The 17715-nt window shown below is 43.5% G+C and carries 19 protein-coding genes; 3 read left to right on the top strand and 16 right to left on the bottom strand.

Annotation, left to right across the window (positions count from 1 at the left end; all coding sequences use genetic code 11):
- Window positions 1-316: 316 nt before the first annotated feature.
- From K1I80_RS00750 to K1I80_RS00725, 6 genes are all read right to left on the bottom strand, one after another.
- Entirely contained in the window at window positions 317-1057 is a 741-nt protein-coding gene (locus K1I80_RS00750; protein WP_223312325.1) for a class I SAM-dependent methyltransferase, read from the bottom strand.
- A gap of 186 nt (window positions 1058-1243) precedes the next feature.
- Window positions 1244-3097, bottom strand: coding sequence for a SpaA isopeptide-forming pilin-related protein (locus tag K1I80_RS00745; RefSeq protein ID WP_223313374.1), 1854 nt, complete (start codon window positions 3095-3097; stop codon window positions 1244-1246).
- A 289-nt stretch (window positions 3098-3386) separates the two neighbouring features.
- Window positions 3387-3572: a hypothetical protein gene (locus K1I80_RS00740; RefSeq protein WP_072074358.1), complete on the bottom strand. Its 186-nt coding sequence runs from the start codon at window positions 3570-3572 to the stop codon at window positions 3387-3389.
- 33 nt (window positions 3573-3605) lie between these two features.
- On the bottom strand, window positions 3606-3962 hold the full coding sequence (locus K1I80_RS00735) for a class Ib ribonucleoside-diphosphate reductase assembly flavoprotein NrdI (protein ID WP_185776868.1): 357 nt from the start codon (window positions 3960-3962) through the stop codon (window positions 3606-3608).
- Window positions 3963-4310: a hypothetical protein gene (locus tag K1I80_RS00730; RefSeq protein WP_125444685.1), complete on the bottom strand. Its 348-nt coding sequence runs from the start codon at window positions 4308-4310 to the stop codon at window positions 3963-3965. It abuts the gene before it with no gap.
- Window positions 4311-4504: 194 nt separating this feature from the next.
- Complete coding sequence (locus K1I80_RS00725) at window positions 4505-5116, bottom strand: TetR/AcrR family transcriptional regulator (protein WP_125434405.1); 612 nt, start codon at window positions 5114-5116, stop codon at window positions 4505-4507.
- Window positions 5117-5222: 106 nt separating this feature from the next.
- Between K1I80_RS00725 and K1I80_RS00720 the strand changes: the two genes are divergently transcribed.
- Window positions 5223-6176: a hypothetical protein gene (locus K1I80_RS00720; RefSeq protein ID WP_223313375.1), complete on the top strand. Its 954-nt coding sequence runs from the start codon at window positions 5223-5225 to the stop codon at window positions 6174-6176.
- Between the two features lie 124 nt (window positions 6177-6300).
- On the opposite strand, the gene K1I80_RS00715 is transcribed toward K1I80_RS00720, so the two are convergent.
- From K1I80_RS00715 to K1I80_RS00670, 10 genes are all read right to left on the bottom strand, one after another.
- On the bottom strand, window positions 6301-6717 hold the full coding sequence (locus K1I80_RS00715) for a DUF3021 domain-containing protein (protein ID WP_002905055.1): 417 nt from the start codon (window positions 6715-6717) through the stop codon (window positions 6301-6303).
- Window positions 6718-6727: 10 nt separating this feature from the next.
- On the bottom strand, window positions 6728-7183 hold the full coding sequence (locus K1I80_RS00710) for a LytTR family DNA-binding domain-containing protein (RefSeq protein WP_002905974.1): 456 nt from the start codon (window positions 7181-7183) through the stop codon (window positions 6728-6730).
- Between the two features lie 22 nt (window positions 7184-7205).
- Window positions 7206-8051, bottom strand: coding sequence for an ABC transporter permease (locus K1I80_RS00705; protein WP_223313376.1), 846 nt, complete (start codon window positions 8049-8051; stop codon window positions 7206-7208).
- A gap of 1 nt (window position 8052) precedes the next feature.
- A complete protein-coding gene (locus K1I80_RS00700) occupies window positions 8053-8919 on the bottom strand; it encodes an ABC transporter ATP-binding protein (protein WP_223313377.1) in 867 nt (288 codons plus the stop codon).
- 149 nt (window positions 8920-9068) lie between these two features.
- Entirely contained in the window at window positions 9069-11069 is a 2001-nt protein-coding gene (locus K1I80_RS00695; protein ID WP_223313378.1) for an ABC transporter permease, read from the bottom strand.
- The gene (locus tag K1I80_RS00690; RefSeq protein WP_223313379.1) at window positions 11050-11829 is read right to left on the bottom strand and encodes an ABC transporter ATP-binding protein; all 780 of its coding nucleotides are present in this window, start codon (window positions 11827-11829) and stop codon (window positions 11050-11052) included. Before K1I80_RS00690 ends, K1I80_RS00695 begins: the two co-directional genes overlap by 20 nt.
- A gap of 169 nt (window positions 11830-11998) precedes the next feature.
- Window positions 11999-12754, bottom strand: a complete 756-nt coding sequence (locus K1I80_RS00685) for a TraX family protein (protein WP_223313380.1) — start codon at window positions 12752-12754, stop codon at window positions 11999-12001.
- Window positions 12755-12902: 148 nt separating this feature from the next.
- Complete coding sequence (locus tag K1I80_RS00680) at window positions 12903-13283, bottom strand: class Ib ribonucleoside-diphosphate reductase assembly flavoprotein NrdI (RefSeq protein ID WP_223313381.1); 381 nt, start codon at window positions 13281-13283, stop codon at window positions 12903-12905.
- A gap of 11 nt (window positions 13284-13294) precedes the next feature.
- Window positions 13295-14275 carry a sensor histidine kinase gene (locus K1I80_RS00675; protein WP_223313382.1) on the bottom strand — a complete coding sequence of 327 codons (981 nt, stop codon included), beginning with the start codon at window positions 14273-14275 and terminating at the stop codon, window positions 13295-13297.
- Window positions 14259-14945 carry a response regulator transcription factor gene (locus tag K1I80_RS00670; protein ID WP_023916543.1) on the bottom strand — a complete coding sequence of 229 codons (687 nt, stop codon included), beginning with the start codon at window positions 14943-14945 and terminating at the stop codon, window positions 14259-14261. The genes K1I80_RS00675 and K1I80_RS00670 overlap by 17 nt, the downstream gene beginning before the upstream one ends.
- 149 nt (window positions 14946-15094) lie before the next feature.
- On the opposite strand from K1I80_RS00670, the gene K1I80_RS00665 reads away from it, so the two are divergent.
- Both K1I80_RS00665 and K1I80_RS00660 read left to right on the top strand, forming a co-directional pair.
- Window positions 15095-16309 carry a DUF2974 domain-containing protein gene (locus K1I80_RS00665; RefSeq protein ID WP_223313383.1) on the top strand — a complete coding sequence of 405 codons (1215 nt, stop codon included), beginning with the start codon at window positions 15095-15097 and terminating at the stop codon, window positions 16307-16309.
- Between the two features lie 156 nt (window positions 16310-16465).
- Window positions 16466-17662 (top strand): ferredoxin reductase family protein, encoded by a 1197-nt coding sequence (locus K1I80_RS00660; RefSeq protein ID WP_223313384.1) that lies wholly within the window; start codon window positions 16466-16468, stop codon window positions 17660-17662.
- Window positions 17663-17715: the final 53 nt, after the last annotated feature.

Raw genomic sequence — 17715 nt, 5'->3', positions numbered from 1 at the left:
TCTCACAATATTCAGTTTTAAATGTACAATGTAATTGTATACTAACTGAGCTTCCCCATCTTGTCAGTGCCCACTTTCTAAAAAGCGAACATTTATAGATACATTACATCTACATTTTATCATACTATAAGAAAAATGGCTATACACAAAAGGAGATTTTTTTTTACATTTGTTTACCTTTTTGTCATTTAGAAAAGGTAGACGATTTGCATAGTTCATTTGCAAATCAGATCAATATTGTTAAGGTCAATCGTGTCTGATAAGCAATGTCCCTAATAAAGCAGAAAAACCGGAAACAAAGTCCGGTTCTTCTGATTTATTTCCTAAACGTCAGGGCATAAAATTTTCCGTCCCAGAGGAGTTTCAACTCCTTCTCTTTGACACCGGCCGGTATAGCGGCCTCAATTTCTCCTAAATCAACAGTAGCGTCCTTAAAATAGTCCTTGCTGAAGTGGTTCTTCTTATATTGCCGGTCCACATAGTCTGCCGTCTCGTCTGAGATCATAATCTTAGTTCCTGGCTTAGCCACTCGCAGCATTTCCTGCATGGCCTTGGCCTTATCGCTAAAGAAATTAATTCCGCCGATATGATAGACGATGTCAAAGCTATTATCCGCAAAGGGCAGGTCCTCTGCACAAGCATGAAAGAGCTTCAGATTGGTCTTCTTGGCGCAGGATTTCTGGCATTTTTTTAGCATGCCTATAGAAATATCTGCCCCAACAAAGTCTAGGCTTTTCAGGTCAATATTTTCAGGAATGTAGCGCAGGTCTTGACCCGTCCCGATAGAGACATAAAGGACGGATAGATGATCCTTCCATTCTATTTCTGCCATCTGGTCCTTTCTCAGCTTGTCAATAGCCTTGCCATGGAGAAGTGGCCCCATCCATTTCTCACCAAAATCATACCAGCGAGCCAAGCGATTGTACATGGTCATATACTTGGCATTGTCCCCTGAGACATAGTCCGGATTCAGCGCCAGATAGATGTCTCCATCTTTTTGAAAATCCGCCAACTTCAAACCTGGCTTCAGCTTCTCTTGTATTTTTGTATCTGTCATATCTTCTGTCTCCTTTTTCTATTTGCCATTTATTATAGAGGATTCTGAGACAAAAACAAGAGTTTTTCCGTAAGTGGCTGCCCTGCATGAGTAACTGGAAGAAATTGCTAAGTAAGCTGCAAAAAAACTAGACAAAAAATGTGCAAACAAAAGAAGATAAAGCATTCTGCTCTATCCTCTCTTTATTTATTTGCTCAGTCGAGTCTTATGGTAAAGTCCTAAAAGAGTCAGGACTACCAGACCAGCAAGAACTAGTCCAAGGCTTTCAGCAGAGCCAGTCGCAGGAAGAACTTTTTTAGATTTTCCTTGACCGTCTGCTGCTTTATCAGAATCAGATGATTGATTTGGTTTAATACCGCCTTGAACTGCTTTATCAGGCGTACCAGGTTCAGCTGGTGCCACTTGGTCAGTAATGAACAACTTACCATCTGTATATTCTACAGCATTGCTATTGGCGTCTAGAACTGTTACAGTGCCATCTTCATTGACTTGGAAGACAATATCAGTCACAGCCAGATAACCTGTCGGAGCCGCTTCCTCATGGAAGGTGTAAACACCTGGCTCTAGGTTAATTTCTTTAGATTTGTCAGCTTCTGAAGTCCAAGATGCGACAGGACTACCCTTGCTTTCCCGCCCCTTGAAAATTTGAATCTGAGCACCGGCAATTTCCTCACCAGCTAGATTGACCTTACTGAACGTTACCTGTTTATCCGTTGGAGTTTGAATTTGCTTATTGACCACATTGACTGCAACCAATCTGCTATCTCCAGAATCTCCAGATGCCGGACTGCCTACGTTCAAAGTCTTACCAAAATCTGTTGGACTGATGGTAATATCCTCTGTCAGGCGATCGTAACCAGCTGGAGCAGTCGTTTCACGCAGGATATAAGTGTCACGCAGAAGATTACCAACTTCCGCATTCCCATCTGCATCTGTCGTGATTGTGTCAACCACCTTATTGGTCGCTTTCCGCACCACTTCAAAGACTGCACCGCTCAGAGAAGCATTAGACTCATCTGTCTTGTGGACCTTAACCTTGAAGTTATAGCCTTCGGACTTTCCGCCAGCAATCTGATAAGAGTACTCGTTGGTGACAGACACTGTCTCGGTATTGTTGTAGTTCATGGTAGCCTTATTTCCTACAACCTCTCCATCAGCCAAATCATAGTCGGCTAGCGTCTTGTACTCAACTAGGTAGCCGAAGCCTTCTACATCTCCGAAGTTGATTGTCAAGCTATCGCCTTCAGCGCCAAAGGTCATCTTAGACTGGAAGTCTGCTGTTACATCTTCAGTCGAATCACGCGCCCAATCACCATTATTCCAGCGCCAAGAAACCTTATATACCCGTACAGAGTCTTTAACAATCTTAGCGTTTGTATCACCTAGCTTGTCCGTCACAGAGACATTTTTGTAGTTCCCCATGTTACGGTTAATGGCCACATTGTAGCGGATTTCATTCTTAGCATCGGCATCCCATTGAAAAGCACTTTTTTCTAGCAGAGACTCATACTTTTTCGGAGGTCCATTATAATGAATGCTGCCGGCAGGAATCCTATTATTGCCTACAGTAAAAGTAGCTGGAATATCCCTTTCCTCTGTGACGACCTCGTGGTCAATCCGCGAATAAAAGAAAAACTCGCCTCTGACACTGGACTTCTGCTCCACATAGTCTGTGTATGTCAGTGTGATGGTCTTGGCATCACTATCCAGGACTCCATTAGCCACCAGGGCTCCGTTTTCATCCTTAAGCTCAATAGCTGAGGAATTCCCAAAAGTAAATTCATTTGGCAAGCGGATCACTGTCGTATCACCCGCATGGGCCTGGTTGTCTGGCAGGGCAAACTTAGCATAGACTCGGAAGGTCTGCCAGATATCTACACCATTGGTCAGCTGCTCACCAGAGTTAGTGGTGAGGTGCATCTCAGTGATGACATCATTGAGCTCCGCCGCATGAGCCTTAAGGGTTCCGGCTAGGAAAGGCAGGAACACGCCTAGACAGAGAATGATGAGCTGAAACCATACTCTCAGTTTTTTATTCATGCAATCTTCCTTTCTCACAAGTAAAATTTGTTTAAAAGTACAGCGTATTGGCCAGCCAGTCGAACACGTTCTTTTCATGTTTTTCTGCCTTTTTGACAAACACTGGAAAGACAATACTAATTCATTGTACCATATTGACTATTAAAAAACTATAGGAATGCTCAGAGGGTTTTAACATAAAAAGGAGAAAGAAGATGTTAGTCTTCTCTCTCCTTTTGGTAAGCAAAACAGGCCAAAAGATGACCTAAAAATCATTGAACAACTTCAGCTCTTCTATTTTGACAAAAAGTCAATCTTTCTGTGACGCACTGGAAGTTGCATCTACTTGATTCTGATGTATTTCTTCTTGTTTGGAAGAATTTCTTTCCGTCTCATCTGAAGTGTCGGGCTCTTTCTGTGTATGCCCGCAGGCCGTTAAGATAAAGACAGAAATCAGAGCCAGAAACAAGCTCCCAATTTTCTTGAACCTAGACATACGAGTCCTCCATTTATGCGAAACTTGATGAGACTAGCACTCCGCCAAAAATGCCTGCACAGTCTTGACATCTTCTGGACTACCGCCTTGGTCAATATCGCAGATATGGTGGAGCCCATATTTTTCGATAATCAAGGCAGTCGCCCCGCAGAAAGTCCGACCATGTTTAACAGAGTCACCATTGTTAACAAAACCTTTAATCAGCCCAGGATGTTTCTTGATAAAGCGTTTGGTAGACCATGGAATTTTCCCAGCACCAGCATTTCGAGTAATGAGGATACAGGGTTCTTCCAGTTTTTCCCTGATAGTCTGGGTCGGATAGCCCAATGATTCTGCAAATCGTTTTCCAATACCAGTATTTGAATCATAAACTACAATCATCTTCATCACCTACTTTCTTAAAAAAAGGATAGCAAACCAAGCCGCAAAGCCTAAAACCACGACATCTGAGATGAGCATAAGCATAAACTCCAAATCTGGCATCATGTGAATGTACATCAGCAATGCCAAAGTTGTCAAAGCCAGTACTGCCAGCTTAGCAACTGCCGGCAAGCCCGGAATCAAAGCTGTTCCGATTAAAACCACGATGAGACCTCCAACTAAAAATGACTGAAAATCCACACTCAAACTAAAACCAACTGTCACACCGCCGTAGCCAATGGTCAAAAGACCAATCGCGACCAGACAGATACCCAAAATAGCCATTCCACTCATGGCAAATCCTCCTTGCTTATTCATTCTTTTCCTCACTTTCTATTTTTGAATGAACAGTTCCTAATATTCATTCAAAACCTTCTAAAAAATAATTCACTTTATCTAATTAAGTTCCTTTCCATTTCCGAATCACAGGACATAACCCATCACCTCCTTTGTTTGTGAATGAATGGTTTTGTAAATTCATTCATACCTGCTTTTAAGAAAAGGAATTTCCTCTATTTGGAAAAAATCCCCTTAACAAAATATTTCACTAAAGTCTCAAGACTATCGAAGTAGCCTGAAAATTCCTGCTCTGTGACATGCATGTCTATGTAATAAATCAAGTCATAAACCTTCATGATCTCAGCTATTTTCTCCCTCGAAAACCCCTCTTCCTGCAAGCGCTGGCTGAAGGTCTGAATCAGAAACTGATGAAAGGCATTGGACGCTCGGCCGGAATCCTGATTATAGTAATCGTGCAGAATCTGAGAAATGCCTGGCTTGTTCCACTCAGCCAGAATTTTATTGGGTGAAATCAATTCAAAAGTGACTGCAAAAAGCTGTTCAACGATTGCCTCGGGCTCGCCCTGCCAGTCTACGCGTTGCATGATTTCCTCACGTATACGGCTATTTTCAGCTACATAAACCTCCAAGAAGATAGCTTCCTTGGACTCATAATACTTATAAAAGGATCCGACAGCCATATGGCTCTTCTTAGCAATATCAGAAATTCCAGCTGCCTTATAGCCTTTTTCCGCAAAGACTTCCCTAGCCGCAGCCAGCAGCTCATTTTTTTTATCCATTTCCATGCCTCTTTTATGAATGAATTTATCTTTATGTTCATTCACATTTTAACACATTCTTGCCATTTGTCAAGCATTTATGCTATACTATACAAAAAAGATAGTTTGCTAATCAAATTATTTTTTTATATTATATTTTGGAGGTTGAGCTATGCTCAAGGAAAGACGTAACCAGGGTACCATCGCCCTACTGGTAATTACTTTTATTTTTCTAGCGGTTGCTGCAGTAATGGGCTTTATCCAATACCAAAAAGTCAACACCAAGACTGCCTATGACCGAAATAGCGATTCTGGAGCAGATTCAGCAGTCTATGCTGAAGTGTCATATATTTTTCCAGAGGCCCTGATTGAAGTAGAAGATAATACTCAAGTTTGGCTGGTTGCCTACCAAGACGGATATGTTGGTCTGCAGGCTAAAAAAGGGGACAAGCAGATTGCCCAGCTCTTGGAAAAAGAGAAGAGTGGAGAGCTAGAAAAAAATCCTGTCCGAATTGTTGGCTCCTACGTTAATGCTAACTCCCCTAAAAAAAATCAGGGATATATCTCTAATTATGGCAGCCTCGTTCGCAGTCTCCTAGCAGACAATCCCGAAGTCATCACAGTAATGTCAAGCAGCTCCTATATCTCTATCACTGAATTTGAATCTGACAATCTTGCATTCATGTTCTACATTCTGTTCTTGATTGGACTATGTGTTGTCTTTGTCGTCATTGCAATCATCGGCCGCAAGAAAAATATCGCTGCCTACGAAGAAATCTATGCAGCCTATCCAGAGGCCAAAGACAATCTCAATATCCTGCTGGAGCAAGCTTCTTTCCACGACGATGTGCTGAAAATTGCTGTTTATAAAGACCATCTCATTACCTACTATAGAGGTTTCAAGGCGATTGATCTCAAACAGGTTGTCCATCTCTACCACCACATTCTCACCATGCATCGCGGCTTCGTTGCTTCAAACAGAAACTCAACCTTAGTTGCTGTTCGAAACAATCAAAAGAAATACCAAATGCCTATTAAGAACATTGGTAAAACAACAGATACCAAACTCCAGTCAACCTTTGACTATCTCTACAACCACTTCCCTCATATCAGATTGGGAGTGTAATATCACATAAAACTCAAGCTAGAAAATTTAGCTTGAGTTTTTTAGATACAAAAAAACAGGAGCAGGATACAGTCCCAACTCCAGTTATTTTTATGATATGCTTGTCAGAATGATTTTCAGCAAGTTACTTGCCTTCTTTTTCCTTTCTGCGCTTGGCCAAGGCGCTGTTAATCTTCTTGGTCTTAAGATTTGTATCCAAGTAACGAAAGAGCCATACAAAGAGATAAATCAGAATAAAATTAAACCAGAAATGCCAGCTGGCAATTAAAAATCCCCAGTTATTATAGACCATGAAACAGCATACTAAGACTGCGACAGCGGCGAAATGCAGTAAAATCGAGACTGAAAAAGAGAATCGGTCTTCAAGAGTTTTTAACATTGAACTGATAATTCCAATCAAGCCGCTCATCACCATGACACTGACGATATTACTTGTTGTGGGCGGATTTTTTTGAATAGAGAGAGCAAGGACAATCAGATAGACTGCACTCCCTGTCTGGATGCCCATCAATATAGCGTGTAGACATTTTTTTATACTCATCACTTACCTCCTAGATTCCCAGATATTCCATCAAGAGTTTGACATAGCGACGGCTGACTTCGGTTTTGATTTGATTGGTCAGCTTGGCCGTCATATTGCCAGAAAAGCTGTCAGACAAAGACTCCAGATGGTCAATATTGATAACAGCATGCCGGGAAACCTGGATAAAGTTCGAGCTGCTAATCCGCTGCTGAAAGCGAGTCAAGGTCTCTGTCGTCTGGTAAATGCCATCTCTACTGTAAATCATCAGAGTTGTCTGGTTGATGTCTGCTAGGATAATATCTTCTGTCCTCAACATGACCAGTTTATCGTCCGACTTGATAGGCAGGACGCCACTTGGCCCTGCCTTGTACTGTTCTAAATAATCTAAGATGGCCTTGGCTTCTGCCCCTAGCTGGTCTGCCTTGACCACAACCAGCGGATCCTTGGATGAAATGGTTGGATCTGTTTCAAATTTTGCTTGCAAGAGGAAGCTCCCTATTCACATTCTATTGTAGTTTCAGCCGGCGGATGGCAATCATATTTTGCACCATCCAAATAAGCGCTATTGCAACTAAAACTATTCCAACTATATAGAAAGTTTCTGTCCTTGTCAAGAGCTCCTGCCATTCAATGCGAATTCCCATTGTTTTTTCAAAAGCTGCTTGTGACTGGCTGCTATTAGCAAAAGTATCTGCTAGACTTTCTTTCATGAGAACCTGTCTGAAAAGAGATGCCATGTAGTTAGAAGGCGTAAGCTTCATCAGGTTTTGCGCCATATTCGGCAAGGTTCCAATGGGGATATAGGTACCCACTAGAAAACCAGAAGTTGCTCCGACTACTGTTGCCAATTTCCCTAAACTATCCACTGATTTGAAGCATTGAACAATCAGAGCATTTATCAGTGTGGCCAAGAGGCTGTTTAAGATCATCAGAAGAACCAGGTAAGGAAGGATTCCCCACTCAAAGGAAATGTTATCCGATAGCGTAAAATAGCTGAGCATAAAGGCAAACATAATGACCTGCATCAAAAAGCCGATAATAACAGAACTGATAAGATAACTAAGCTGCAAGCCCCATGGTCCCAAGTCTGTGGTAAAGAGGTCGTCTGTCACCTTCCGCTCCCGGTCTTCGACCTGCCGAGAGAAAGCTGCCAATGTGGTCGTTAATCCTGTAACTGCCAACACGCCGCCAATCAGCCACAAGTCCATCAGCTGGCTGGAATGGTCTTTGTAATTATTTTTCAAAAAAACGATATAAAGCACAAAGGGAATAATGGCTCCGAAGAGGGACAAAATTACCCCACTGCGGTTGCGAAAATAAAGTAAAAAATTACGTTTTATCAAAGCTAGCATATTAGCGTACCTCTCTTCCTGTCAGTGCCATAAAGGCATCGTCCATGGTTCCGGGTTGGAATTCAAATTGTTCGATATAGGGACCAGCCTGAGCCAATAAGGTCAGAGCTTCTTGAGTCGTTTTAGGGTGGAGGATAAATTCCCCTTCCTTGACTTGCTCCCAAGCGCAGCCTCTTGGCAAGCTTTTCTCTAAACCTGCTGCATCTTGACTTAAAATCCGTAAGACATTGCGGGCATAGTTTCCCTTAATCTGGTCTGCAGAGCCTTGGGCAATGACCTGACCATGATCTACGATATAGATCTTATCTGCATCATCAGCTTCATTGAGATAGTGGGTTGTCAAGACAATGGTCATCTGCTCTTCTTTCTGAATCTGCTTGAGCAGGCTCCAAATACTCTCCCGAGTCTGAATGTCCAAGCCTGTCGTCGGCTCATCCAGAAAAAGCAGGTCTGGACTATTGAGCAAGGCTCGCGCAATGTCCACACGACGCTTTTGGCCGCCAGAAAGTGTCCCATAAGGCTGCTTGGCAAAGTCTGACAAGCCCAGCTGAGAGACCAAGCGCTCAATTCTACCTGCCGGCATCTCCTTGTACTGCTTGGCTCTGATGGTCAGATTTTCCAAAACTGTCAGCCGGGCGTCCAACACACTGTTTTGGAAAACCACACCCAACTTAAGCTTTTCAGCATAGCAAATCTGCCCGGATGTCGGCCGCAAGAGACCTATCAGCATCTGAATGGTCGTGGATTTTCCTGCGCCATTTGGTCCTAAAATAGCTGTGAAACTGCCTCTTTCAATCTGAATATCGAGACCATTAACAGCTACTTTATCGCCATAAACCTTGCTAAGATTTTTCGTTTCTACTAACATGATTTTTCTCCTTTTCTTTACTTCTGAGACTATGATAGCAAGTCTTTTTTGAAAAATCTCGGCTTTTTGGACAAGCGGTAAAATGAGGGAGATGAGAGGTAAAAATCTAAACATCAAAAAATCCCCGACCATTCGGTCAGGGAAGTCTATTAGCGGGCAACGATCTTGCGGTAGCTGCGTGAAGTCAGAAGAAAGACCAGGATATAGGTCAGTAGGAAGACTCCGCAAGTTGCAAGTGTTGTCTGAATCAAAAGAGGAAGATTGGTCACACCTAGTAGGGCAACTATCAAGCGCAGCATATGAAAGACCGCTGCTACATGTAGAAAAGCAAAGATGAGAGGTAGGAAGAAAACAGTCAAAATCTGCTTGCGAATGGTACTTCTAGTCTGCTTTTCATCTAAACCAACTTTTTGCAAGATGATAAAGCCATCTCGGTCTTCATATCCTTCGGAGATTTGCTTGTAGTAAATCACGAGAACAGCTCCTAGAAGGAAGATAACGGAGAGGAAGACACCAATGAAGAGCAAGGTTCCAGTAAGTTCTTGATAACTCTTTTCTGCGCTGTAACGGTCACTAGCCATTGCGAAGCTACCATCTTGAGCTTGTTCCTGATCCAAAGTGTCCCTCAACACCAGTTGGACTTGCTCGACAAACTTTTTACTGCCCTTAGTCTCTGAAGCAACTCCAATGTAGTAGTAATGATCCACATCGAGATTAACCTCTTTGCTATCATTGACCACCATATAGAGACCCTGTTCCATGGTCACATCGTTTGGATTAGGAATTTCCCCATGCGTGAAATTCGACGATAAAAGCTGCTTAATCTTCCAGTCCTTGCCATTCACTCGGAGAGGCTTATCCTTATTCAAGGAAATATTTTTCCCGTAAACCAGGGTTTCATCGTCTGCTAAGTCTATCTTTTCCCCTGTCATTTTTTCATAATCCTGGCGATTGATGACCGTAATCGTGCCAGCAGACTTAGTCAAGATACTTGTATCCGACTCCAGCTCTCTTTGCATTGGAACTGTCACATCATTACCAGCCAGTTTCGTAATGAAGGCTGATTGGTAGAGATAGGTAGTATAGCTTGGCTTCTTCAGACCTGTGTCCTGAGCGACTTGCTGGACCTTGTCTAACAGAGCCTCCTTCTGATCGGTCGATTTCGGCAAGACGACGCTGACATTGTAATCCTTTGGATGCAAGGTAGTAATATAATCCTGACCCCCAACATAGATATTGATTGTACCAACCAGAGTCACTAGGAGCATGGTAGATAGAATGGAGATAGTTGCCAATCCTGCTGCATTTTTACGCATCCGCGAGATGAGATTGGAAACAGAAATGAAATTCTGCGTTTTATAGTAGTAGCCTTTGCGTTTTTTGAGAAATTTCAATAGTGTAATTGAACCTGCATTAAAAAGCAGATAGGTTGCGATAATAACCATGACCACAGCTATAAAGAAATTGCCGATAGCAGCGACAGGCTTGGTAACGGTCAAAGCCATATAATAAGCCACACCCATGAGCAGGAGACCCAGCAAGGTTTGCAGAAAAAGGAATCGTCCCTTCTTCTCGCCTGCTTTCTTTTCTTTCATTAGGTTAAGAGAGCTATAGCGTAGAAGACGCGTAGAGCTGAGCAACAAAATCACCGCAAAAGCGACACCTAGACTGATTAGAGTCATCCAGACATTCTGCCATTGGAAGGTTGAGGCAAGAACTGCCGGCATTCCCATCAATTTCAAAAGAACTGCGTAGAGCATCTTATCTAAAGCTAGGCCAGACAAGATACCCAGACCAACTGTAGCTAGATAAAAAACACAGAGTTCAAAGAAGGTCATGACTAGCAGATGCTTTTTCTCCATGCCCAACAGACTATAGACTCCCAACTCTCGGGAGCGGTTTTTCATGACGAAGCTATTGGCATAGGTGATGAGGATAAAGACGGCAATCTGAATGACATGGATACCAAACTGCAAGGTCATGCGAGCTGCTGTACCACCATAAGAGGTCTCCATATTGGGGCTATAAGCCAGTGAGACAAAACTATACAAAATCGCTGTTGCAAGTACCGTCGCCAAAGCAAATGGATAATACAAACTGCGATTTTTAACCAGATTGGACAAAGCTAGTTTACTCGTTAGTTTGAACATAATTGCCCACCTCACTTGCCATAACTGTCAGAGTATCGGAAATCTCTTGGAACATCTGTCGTTCGGTCTTGTCACCGCGGAAGATTTGGTTGTAGAGAATCCCATCCTTGATAAAAAGTACCCGCTTGGCGCGGCTAGCCGCCGCCGTTGAGTGGGTCACCATGAGAATGGTTTGACCGCGGGCATTGATATCGTCAAAGACATCCAACAGGGCTGCCGAAGACTTGGAATCCAAGGCTCCCGTCGGCTCATCCGCCAGCAGAATCTCAGGATCTGTGATAATGGCCCGAGCCACTGCTACCCGCTGCTTTTGACCACCGGAAATCTCATAAGGAAACTTCTCTTGCAGCTTGTTAATCCCCAGCTCATTGCAGGTCATAACCAGCTTTTGCATCATCTCGGTAATGGGACGACGAGAGAGAACCAGAGGCAGGAGAATATTATCCTTGACCGACAAGGTGTCCAGCAGATTGAAATCCTGAAATACAAAGCCTAATTTCTCTCGGCGGAAGCTGGAAGCCTGGCTGTTTTTGATGGTTGCTGTGTCAGTTCCGTTGAGAAAGACGCGGCCCTCAGTCGGCTTGTCCAGCATGGCTAGGATGTTGAGCAAGGTGGATTTCCCGGAGCCTGACTCCCCCATAATGGCGACATATTCACCTTTTTCTACTGTAAAGTGAATGTCTTTCAATGCCTCTACTTGGCTGCCCTGAAAGCGGGTTTTATAAATCTTTTTCACATGCTGTACGTCTAATAATGTCATCTTGCTTCCTTTCTGTTTAGCAGGCACCTATCAACGCCCTGCTTTTAGCAGTATTTATAAACTGCTTCCTAATTGATATATCTATTTTATCTCAATAACAGCCGCCCAGCCATAACCTAAGCTTACATTTTAAAGTGCAATCTTACAGTTTTGTAAGATAAGATGGGCTTTATTTTACCCAAAAGGCAATCAAAGCAATTAGCCAAAGGTGGGCTGGATAGAAAATATAGAAGAAATATTTGCTCCACTTGCTGCTGGATCCTCGCTCACCATTATAGAAGTGCAAGAGAGGAAGAGCACTGATAAAGAGCCAGTCTGAATTATAGAGCAGCATTGATAGCGTGTCCTGCAAGGTTGGATAAATTTGAATACTCATGGCAAAGAGAACTCCCGCCCAAACTACATAAAACAAGTTTCTGAAAAAGACTTGATTTCTAAAAAGGTAGGTCAAGAGCATGAAAGGAAGCAGAGCCATGCCGCCTTCGCTAAAGACAAGCCCAACCAGCAAGACCAATACTCCTGCCGCTATCCACAAACCACGCTTCCTATCCTTAGCAGCTCCGACATTTTCAGAAAAGCCAAAGAAAAGACTCAGCATGAGGACCCCGCAGGCCAAGGTCAGGAAGATGTTGTGAGTGAGGTAAATGCCCTTCTCCTGAAAGAGAAGCGTCAGGATACAGTTTCCTGTCTGCATCAGGGCTGCCCAAAAGAAGAGCCGCATATTGTAAGCCAGACGGTTGCGAGTGTGGAGAAAGCCTTCCACTGCCATGAAGGCAAATGCTGCTCCGACACAGCGGGTTAGGGCATGCAAAACGCCATCCCAGCCATCCGGCACCAGCCCCGGTATCTGGCTGATATGGTCAAAAACCATAAGAAACGCCATGAAGAGCTTCAACTGAAAAGCATTCAAACCTTTTGATTTCATTTTTCTGTCTCCTTCTTATTTCTTGCCTCTATGATAATAAAAAAGAAAGGTCAGTACCATAACCTAACCTTTCATTTGCTAGTTTTATTCTTACAATTTTGTCACTTTTAAAAATCTTGCAGGAGCATTCGTAAAACTAGGACAAAACCTAGTGGTTTTTATGAAAGCTTTCATCTATCTGCAACTGTTCTAGAAAGCCTTTGACCGCTTGTCGGTCTGCTTCCGTTCCAGAGCCCTCTATGTTACGAATATGGCGGAGACCATACTGCTCCACTATCTTATCCGTTGCCCCGCAAAAGGTCCGCGGATAACGCTTCTGATTGCCATTGATGACAAAGCCTTTGATTAGATGCTCATACTTTCTGATGAAACGCTTGGTCGTCCACGGAATCTGCCCTGCTCCGCTATTTCTGCTGACCAAAATACAGGGCCCCTCCAGCTTTTTCCAGACTGACTGGCTAGGCAACCCCAGACTATTAGCAAACTTCTTGCCCAAACCAGTCAGACTATCATAAACCACTACTAGCAACTTTCTTCCTCCTATTCAAAGATCAATTTCTTCTCAGGAAAGGCGATGGAAACCGTCGTTCCCTGACCAACTTGAGAGTCTATAGCAATCTTATGTCCCAGCTGATCAGCAATTTTCTTGGACAGATAAAGACCTAAGCCTGATGACTGCTGGGTCAGACGACCATTGTAGCCTGAGAAACCACGCTCAAAAACCCGCAGCAAATCAGCATTTTGAATGCCCAGACCCGTGTCTTTGATATAGAGTCTATCCTCATGAAAATAAATCTCTATGCTGCCTTCTTTTGTGTATTTAAGACTATTGGACAGGACCTGCTCCAAAATCACTAGAAACCACTTTTTATCAGTGACAATCGTGTGATCTAGGTCATGAAGATTGAGGCTGAGCCCTTGCTGAATAAAGAAAAGAGCGTATTTCTTGACCACTTCCCTGACCAAATCAGTCAGATTTTCCTGCTTCAGCACTAGATCATCATGGAAGCTTCCCAGACGGAGGTACTGGAGCACCAGATGAACGTAGGATTCGATCTTAAAAAGCTCCTGCTCCAACTGAGACTTGGCTTCCTTATCCTTCAAATCTCCAATCAAAAGTGAACTGGCAGCAATAGGTGTCTTGACTTGATGAACCCAAAGAGTATAGTAGTCCAGCAAATCATTGTATTTCTCCTGTTCAACCAAGAGCTGATTCTTCTGTTCGTACTCCAGCTCCTCCACTCGTTCCTGCAAAAGCTTTTCTAGAGGAGTCTGAGCCTGAGCAGATGCCTGCAGCTTCTGGCTGCGATAGCCCTTAAAGGACGTCCAAGCATCTGCTCCGATAAACAAGAAAGACAGAAAAGCCAGCAAGAGCGCGACATATTCCAGCAGACTGCGGTAAGTATCAAAGACAAAGGCAAAGAGCAGAATAAAGCCTAGCAGTAGAATCAAAAGAGCTAGAAAAAATCGCCGTGAATAAAGGTAAGACTTAAGAAAGAAAAATTTATCCTGTGTGTCCATTGATGAGACCGTATCCTATTCCTTTTTTGGTTTCGATGAAGTTTTTCAGTCCGTGCTCTTCAAGCTTCTTACGCAGGCGAGCGACATTGACCGATAGGGTATTGTCGTCGATGAAAAAGTCACTGTTCCAGAGTTCCTTCATCAGATCATCACGCGCTACGATACCATCTGCGTGCTCAAAGAGGACCCGCAAAATCTGAAATTCGTTCTTGGTCAAGGTCACCACTTTGCCATCAAAGACCAGATCTGTCGACTTGAGATTGAGAATGACACCCTGGTGCTCCAAGAGACTCTGGTCGTTTCCAAACTCATAGGAACGGCGCAACAAGCCCTGAACCTTAGCCAGAAAGACATTATTGTCAAAAGGCTTGGTCACATAGTCATCTGCCCCCATATTGATAGCCATGACAATGTCCATGGACTGATCGCGAGAAGACAGAAACATGATGGGCACCGTTGAAATCTTGCGGATTTCCTGACACCAGTGATAGCCGTTAAATAAGGGCAGGCCGATATCCATCAGCACCAGATGCGGCTCCTCTCGAACAAAGACAGTCAGCACATCCATAAAGTCCTCGACTGCCACTACCTGAAAGCCCCATTGTTCCAGCATTTTCTTAATCATCTGACGAATGACTGGATCATCTTCTACTAGTAAAATCTTGTGCATCTTTCCCTCCCGATTGCTTGCTAGTAACATTATACCAAAAAATGCGACTGCTTGTTTATCATCCTCAGTCTAAGGTAGGATTTTTCTGGAAAAAAGAAATTCTATCAGAAAAATATGCTATACTAACTAGTAGAAATTGGAGATAAAACATGAGCAATATTTTTACTTACCTTGAAGAAGTCCAGCATGACAGTATTTATGATAAACCTTTCAATGAACTGGATCTGCTAATTCTGACAGAGCTAACCTACTTGCCTTTTGACCAACTAGTGCATGAAGACATGTCCCCCTACTGCGACTGCCGGCTGCTGGATTTGGCCGATCAAGTACCGCGCGACCTCTCCATGATGGTCAGCAAAAACCGACTGAAACTGCTGGATTTGGCCGCAGCCTCTACCCGCTTTAAAAATCTAAAACTGATGGGCTATGTCAACGATGTTGACCAAGATATCCAGAAGCAATTCGCTGCCTTGATTTTCAAAATCAAGCCCGATACCTATGTCCTGGTCTTTCGCGGAACGGACGACTCTATCGTCGGCTGGAAGGAAGACTTCCACATGACCTATATGGCTCAAATCCCCGCTCAGAAAATGGCTGCCCGCTACCTGCAGAAAGCCTTAGAAAATCTGCCCGGTAACTTTATCCTAACCGGCCATTCCAAAGGAGGAAACCTGGCTTCCTATGCAGCCAGTCAGATGGAAGCATCGCTCCAAGACCGTATTGAAGCCATCTACAGCTATGACTCTCCCGGTCTCAATCACTCTGTCATCGAAAGCGATGGCTATCAGGCTTTGGTTGAAAGGATGAAACGCTACCTGCCTCAGAACTCCATCGTCGGCATGATGCTGGAAACACCTAAGGAAGCTAGGATTGTCAAAAGCAGTGCCATCGGCGGCTTTGCCCAGCACGATACCTTTTCGTGGAAAACCAAGGGAGACTCTTTCCTATTGCTGGATACACTAGATGCAGAGAGCCTGCAGATAGACAAAACGTTTAAAAATTGGGTGAGCACCGTTTCAGATGAAGAACTTAAAGACTTTTTCGACCTCTTTTTCGGACTGATTTTGGATGCTGGTATCCAGTCTGTCGACGAACTATCCAATGTTGAAAACTTTAACAAAGTCCTCGATATCCTGAAAAATGCTAAGTCTCTAACAGACCAAGAACGTGACATGCTGCTGCGCTTGTCCAAACTTCTACTGGATATGCGTGTCCAAACCTGGAAAGACTCCATTAGCTTGCCTAAGCCTTCTGCTATTGGCAAGGATATCCGAGAAAACCTATCACGCTGGAGCAAGCAGCTGCCTTTTGGCCAATCTGAGACTGACAAAGAGGAAGAGACTGCCGCAGAGGTTCAAGAGTAAAATCACAAATCTCTTCTATAGCTTAGCTAACGGAAGACTTGACCTATCCATACCAAAAACGAAACAAGCTCTTATCTTGACAGCTTGTTTTTTCTTTGTTAAAATGTAACAAATTTAATTACAACTAGATAGTGATTATAAAGAAAGGAAACAACCATGAAATCTATCAAAGGAATCGCCCTTATGGCTGTAAGTATAATACTTACCATCTATGCTTGGGCTTCAGCTGGGATGACCAACTTTATCGTACCCGGTCTGGCCTTAACTACCCTTTCGCTGACCTTTTTACTTACGACTCGGAACGCCCTTTTGGAAAAATGGTTCCATGGCATCGAAAAGATGTATGCTTATCATAAGTTTACAGCTATCTTTTCCGTCGTTCTTCTTGCTCTCCACAATGTTGCCATGGGTGGCAGTCTCTGGGGCTCTCATCTGGCAGCCCAGCTTGGAAATGTCGGCATCTATCTCTTTGTCAGCATTGTTCTGGTGGCCTATCTTGGCAAGCACATCAAGTATGAGGCTTGGCGCTGGATTCACCGCTTTGTCTATCTGGCCTATATCTTTGGTCTCTTTCACGCTTATATGCTGATGGGCGGTCGACTCCTGACACCGACCTTGCTAGGCTTGGTAGTCGGATTCTACGCTATCATGGGTTTAGCTTCTGGTTTTTACATCATCTTCCTCTATCAAAGTTTGGCCTTTCGTCATCTAGGGAAAATCCTGCAAGTTAAGCGACTGAACCACGATACCGTGGAGTTGAAGATCCAGCTTAGTCAAAAGCTAGACTACCAGTATGGTCAGTTTGCCTTCGTCAAGATTTTCCAAGAAGGATTTGAAAAAGAGCCACATCCCTTCTCTATCTCTGGCGGCCATGACAATATCGTCTACTTTACCATCAAGAATTCAGGAGACCACACTAAGAAACTTTATGACAAGATCCCAGAGGGAACCAAGGTCACCATTGACCGAGCTTATGGACACATGATTCTTGACCAGGGGCAGGAAAAGCAGATTTGGATTGCTGGTGGGATTGGCATTACGCCCTTTATCTCCTATATCCGTGAAAATCCTAATCTGAATCGTCCAGTCAGCTTCTACTACGCTTATACTGGAACAGAAAATGCTGTTTTCCTAGACCTACTCAAAGACTACGCTGCCAAGAATCCGCAGTTTGACCTTCACTTGGTCGATAGCAAGGTCTCTGGCTATTTGGACTTCAAGAATTATCCTTTGGATGACCAAACCACAGTCTTCATGTGCGGGCCTGTCAAAATGATGGATAAACTAGCCGGCGAATTTAAAAAGACCAATCCTAAAGCAGATCTGGTCTATGAAGGCTTTAAGTTTAAATAAAGAGTATAAAACATCAGGAGCAACGATAAGGCTGCCCCTGATGTTTTATTGTC

The sequence above is a fragment of the Streptococcus sanguinis genome, from assembly GCF_019929225.1.
GTDB lineage: Bacteria > Bacillota > Bacilli > Lactobacillales > Streptococcaceae > Streptococcus > Streptococcus sanguinis_J.
The sequence above is the reverse complement of the archived record's forward strand: the minus strand, read 5'-3'. Positions and strand labels throughout refer to the sequence as shown.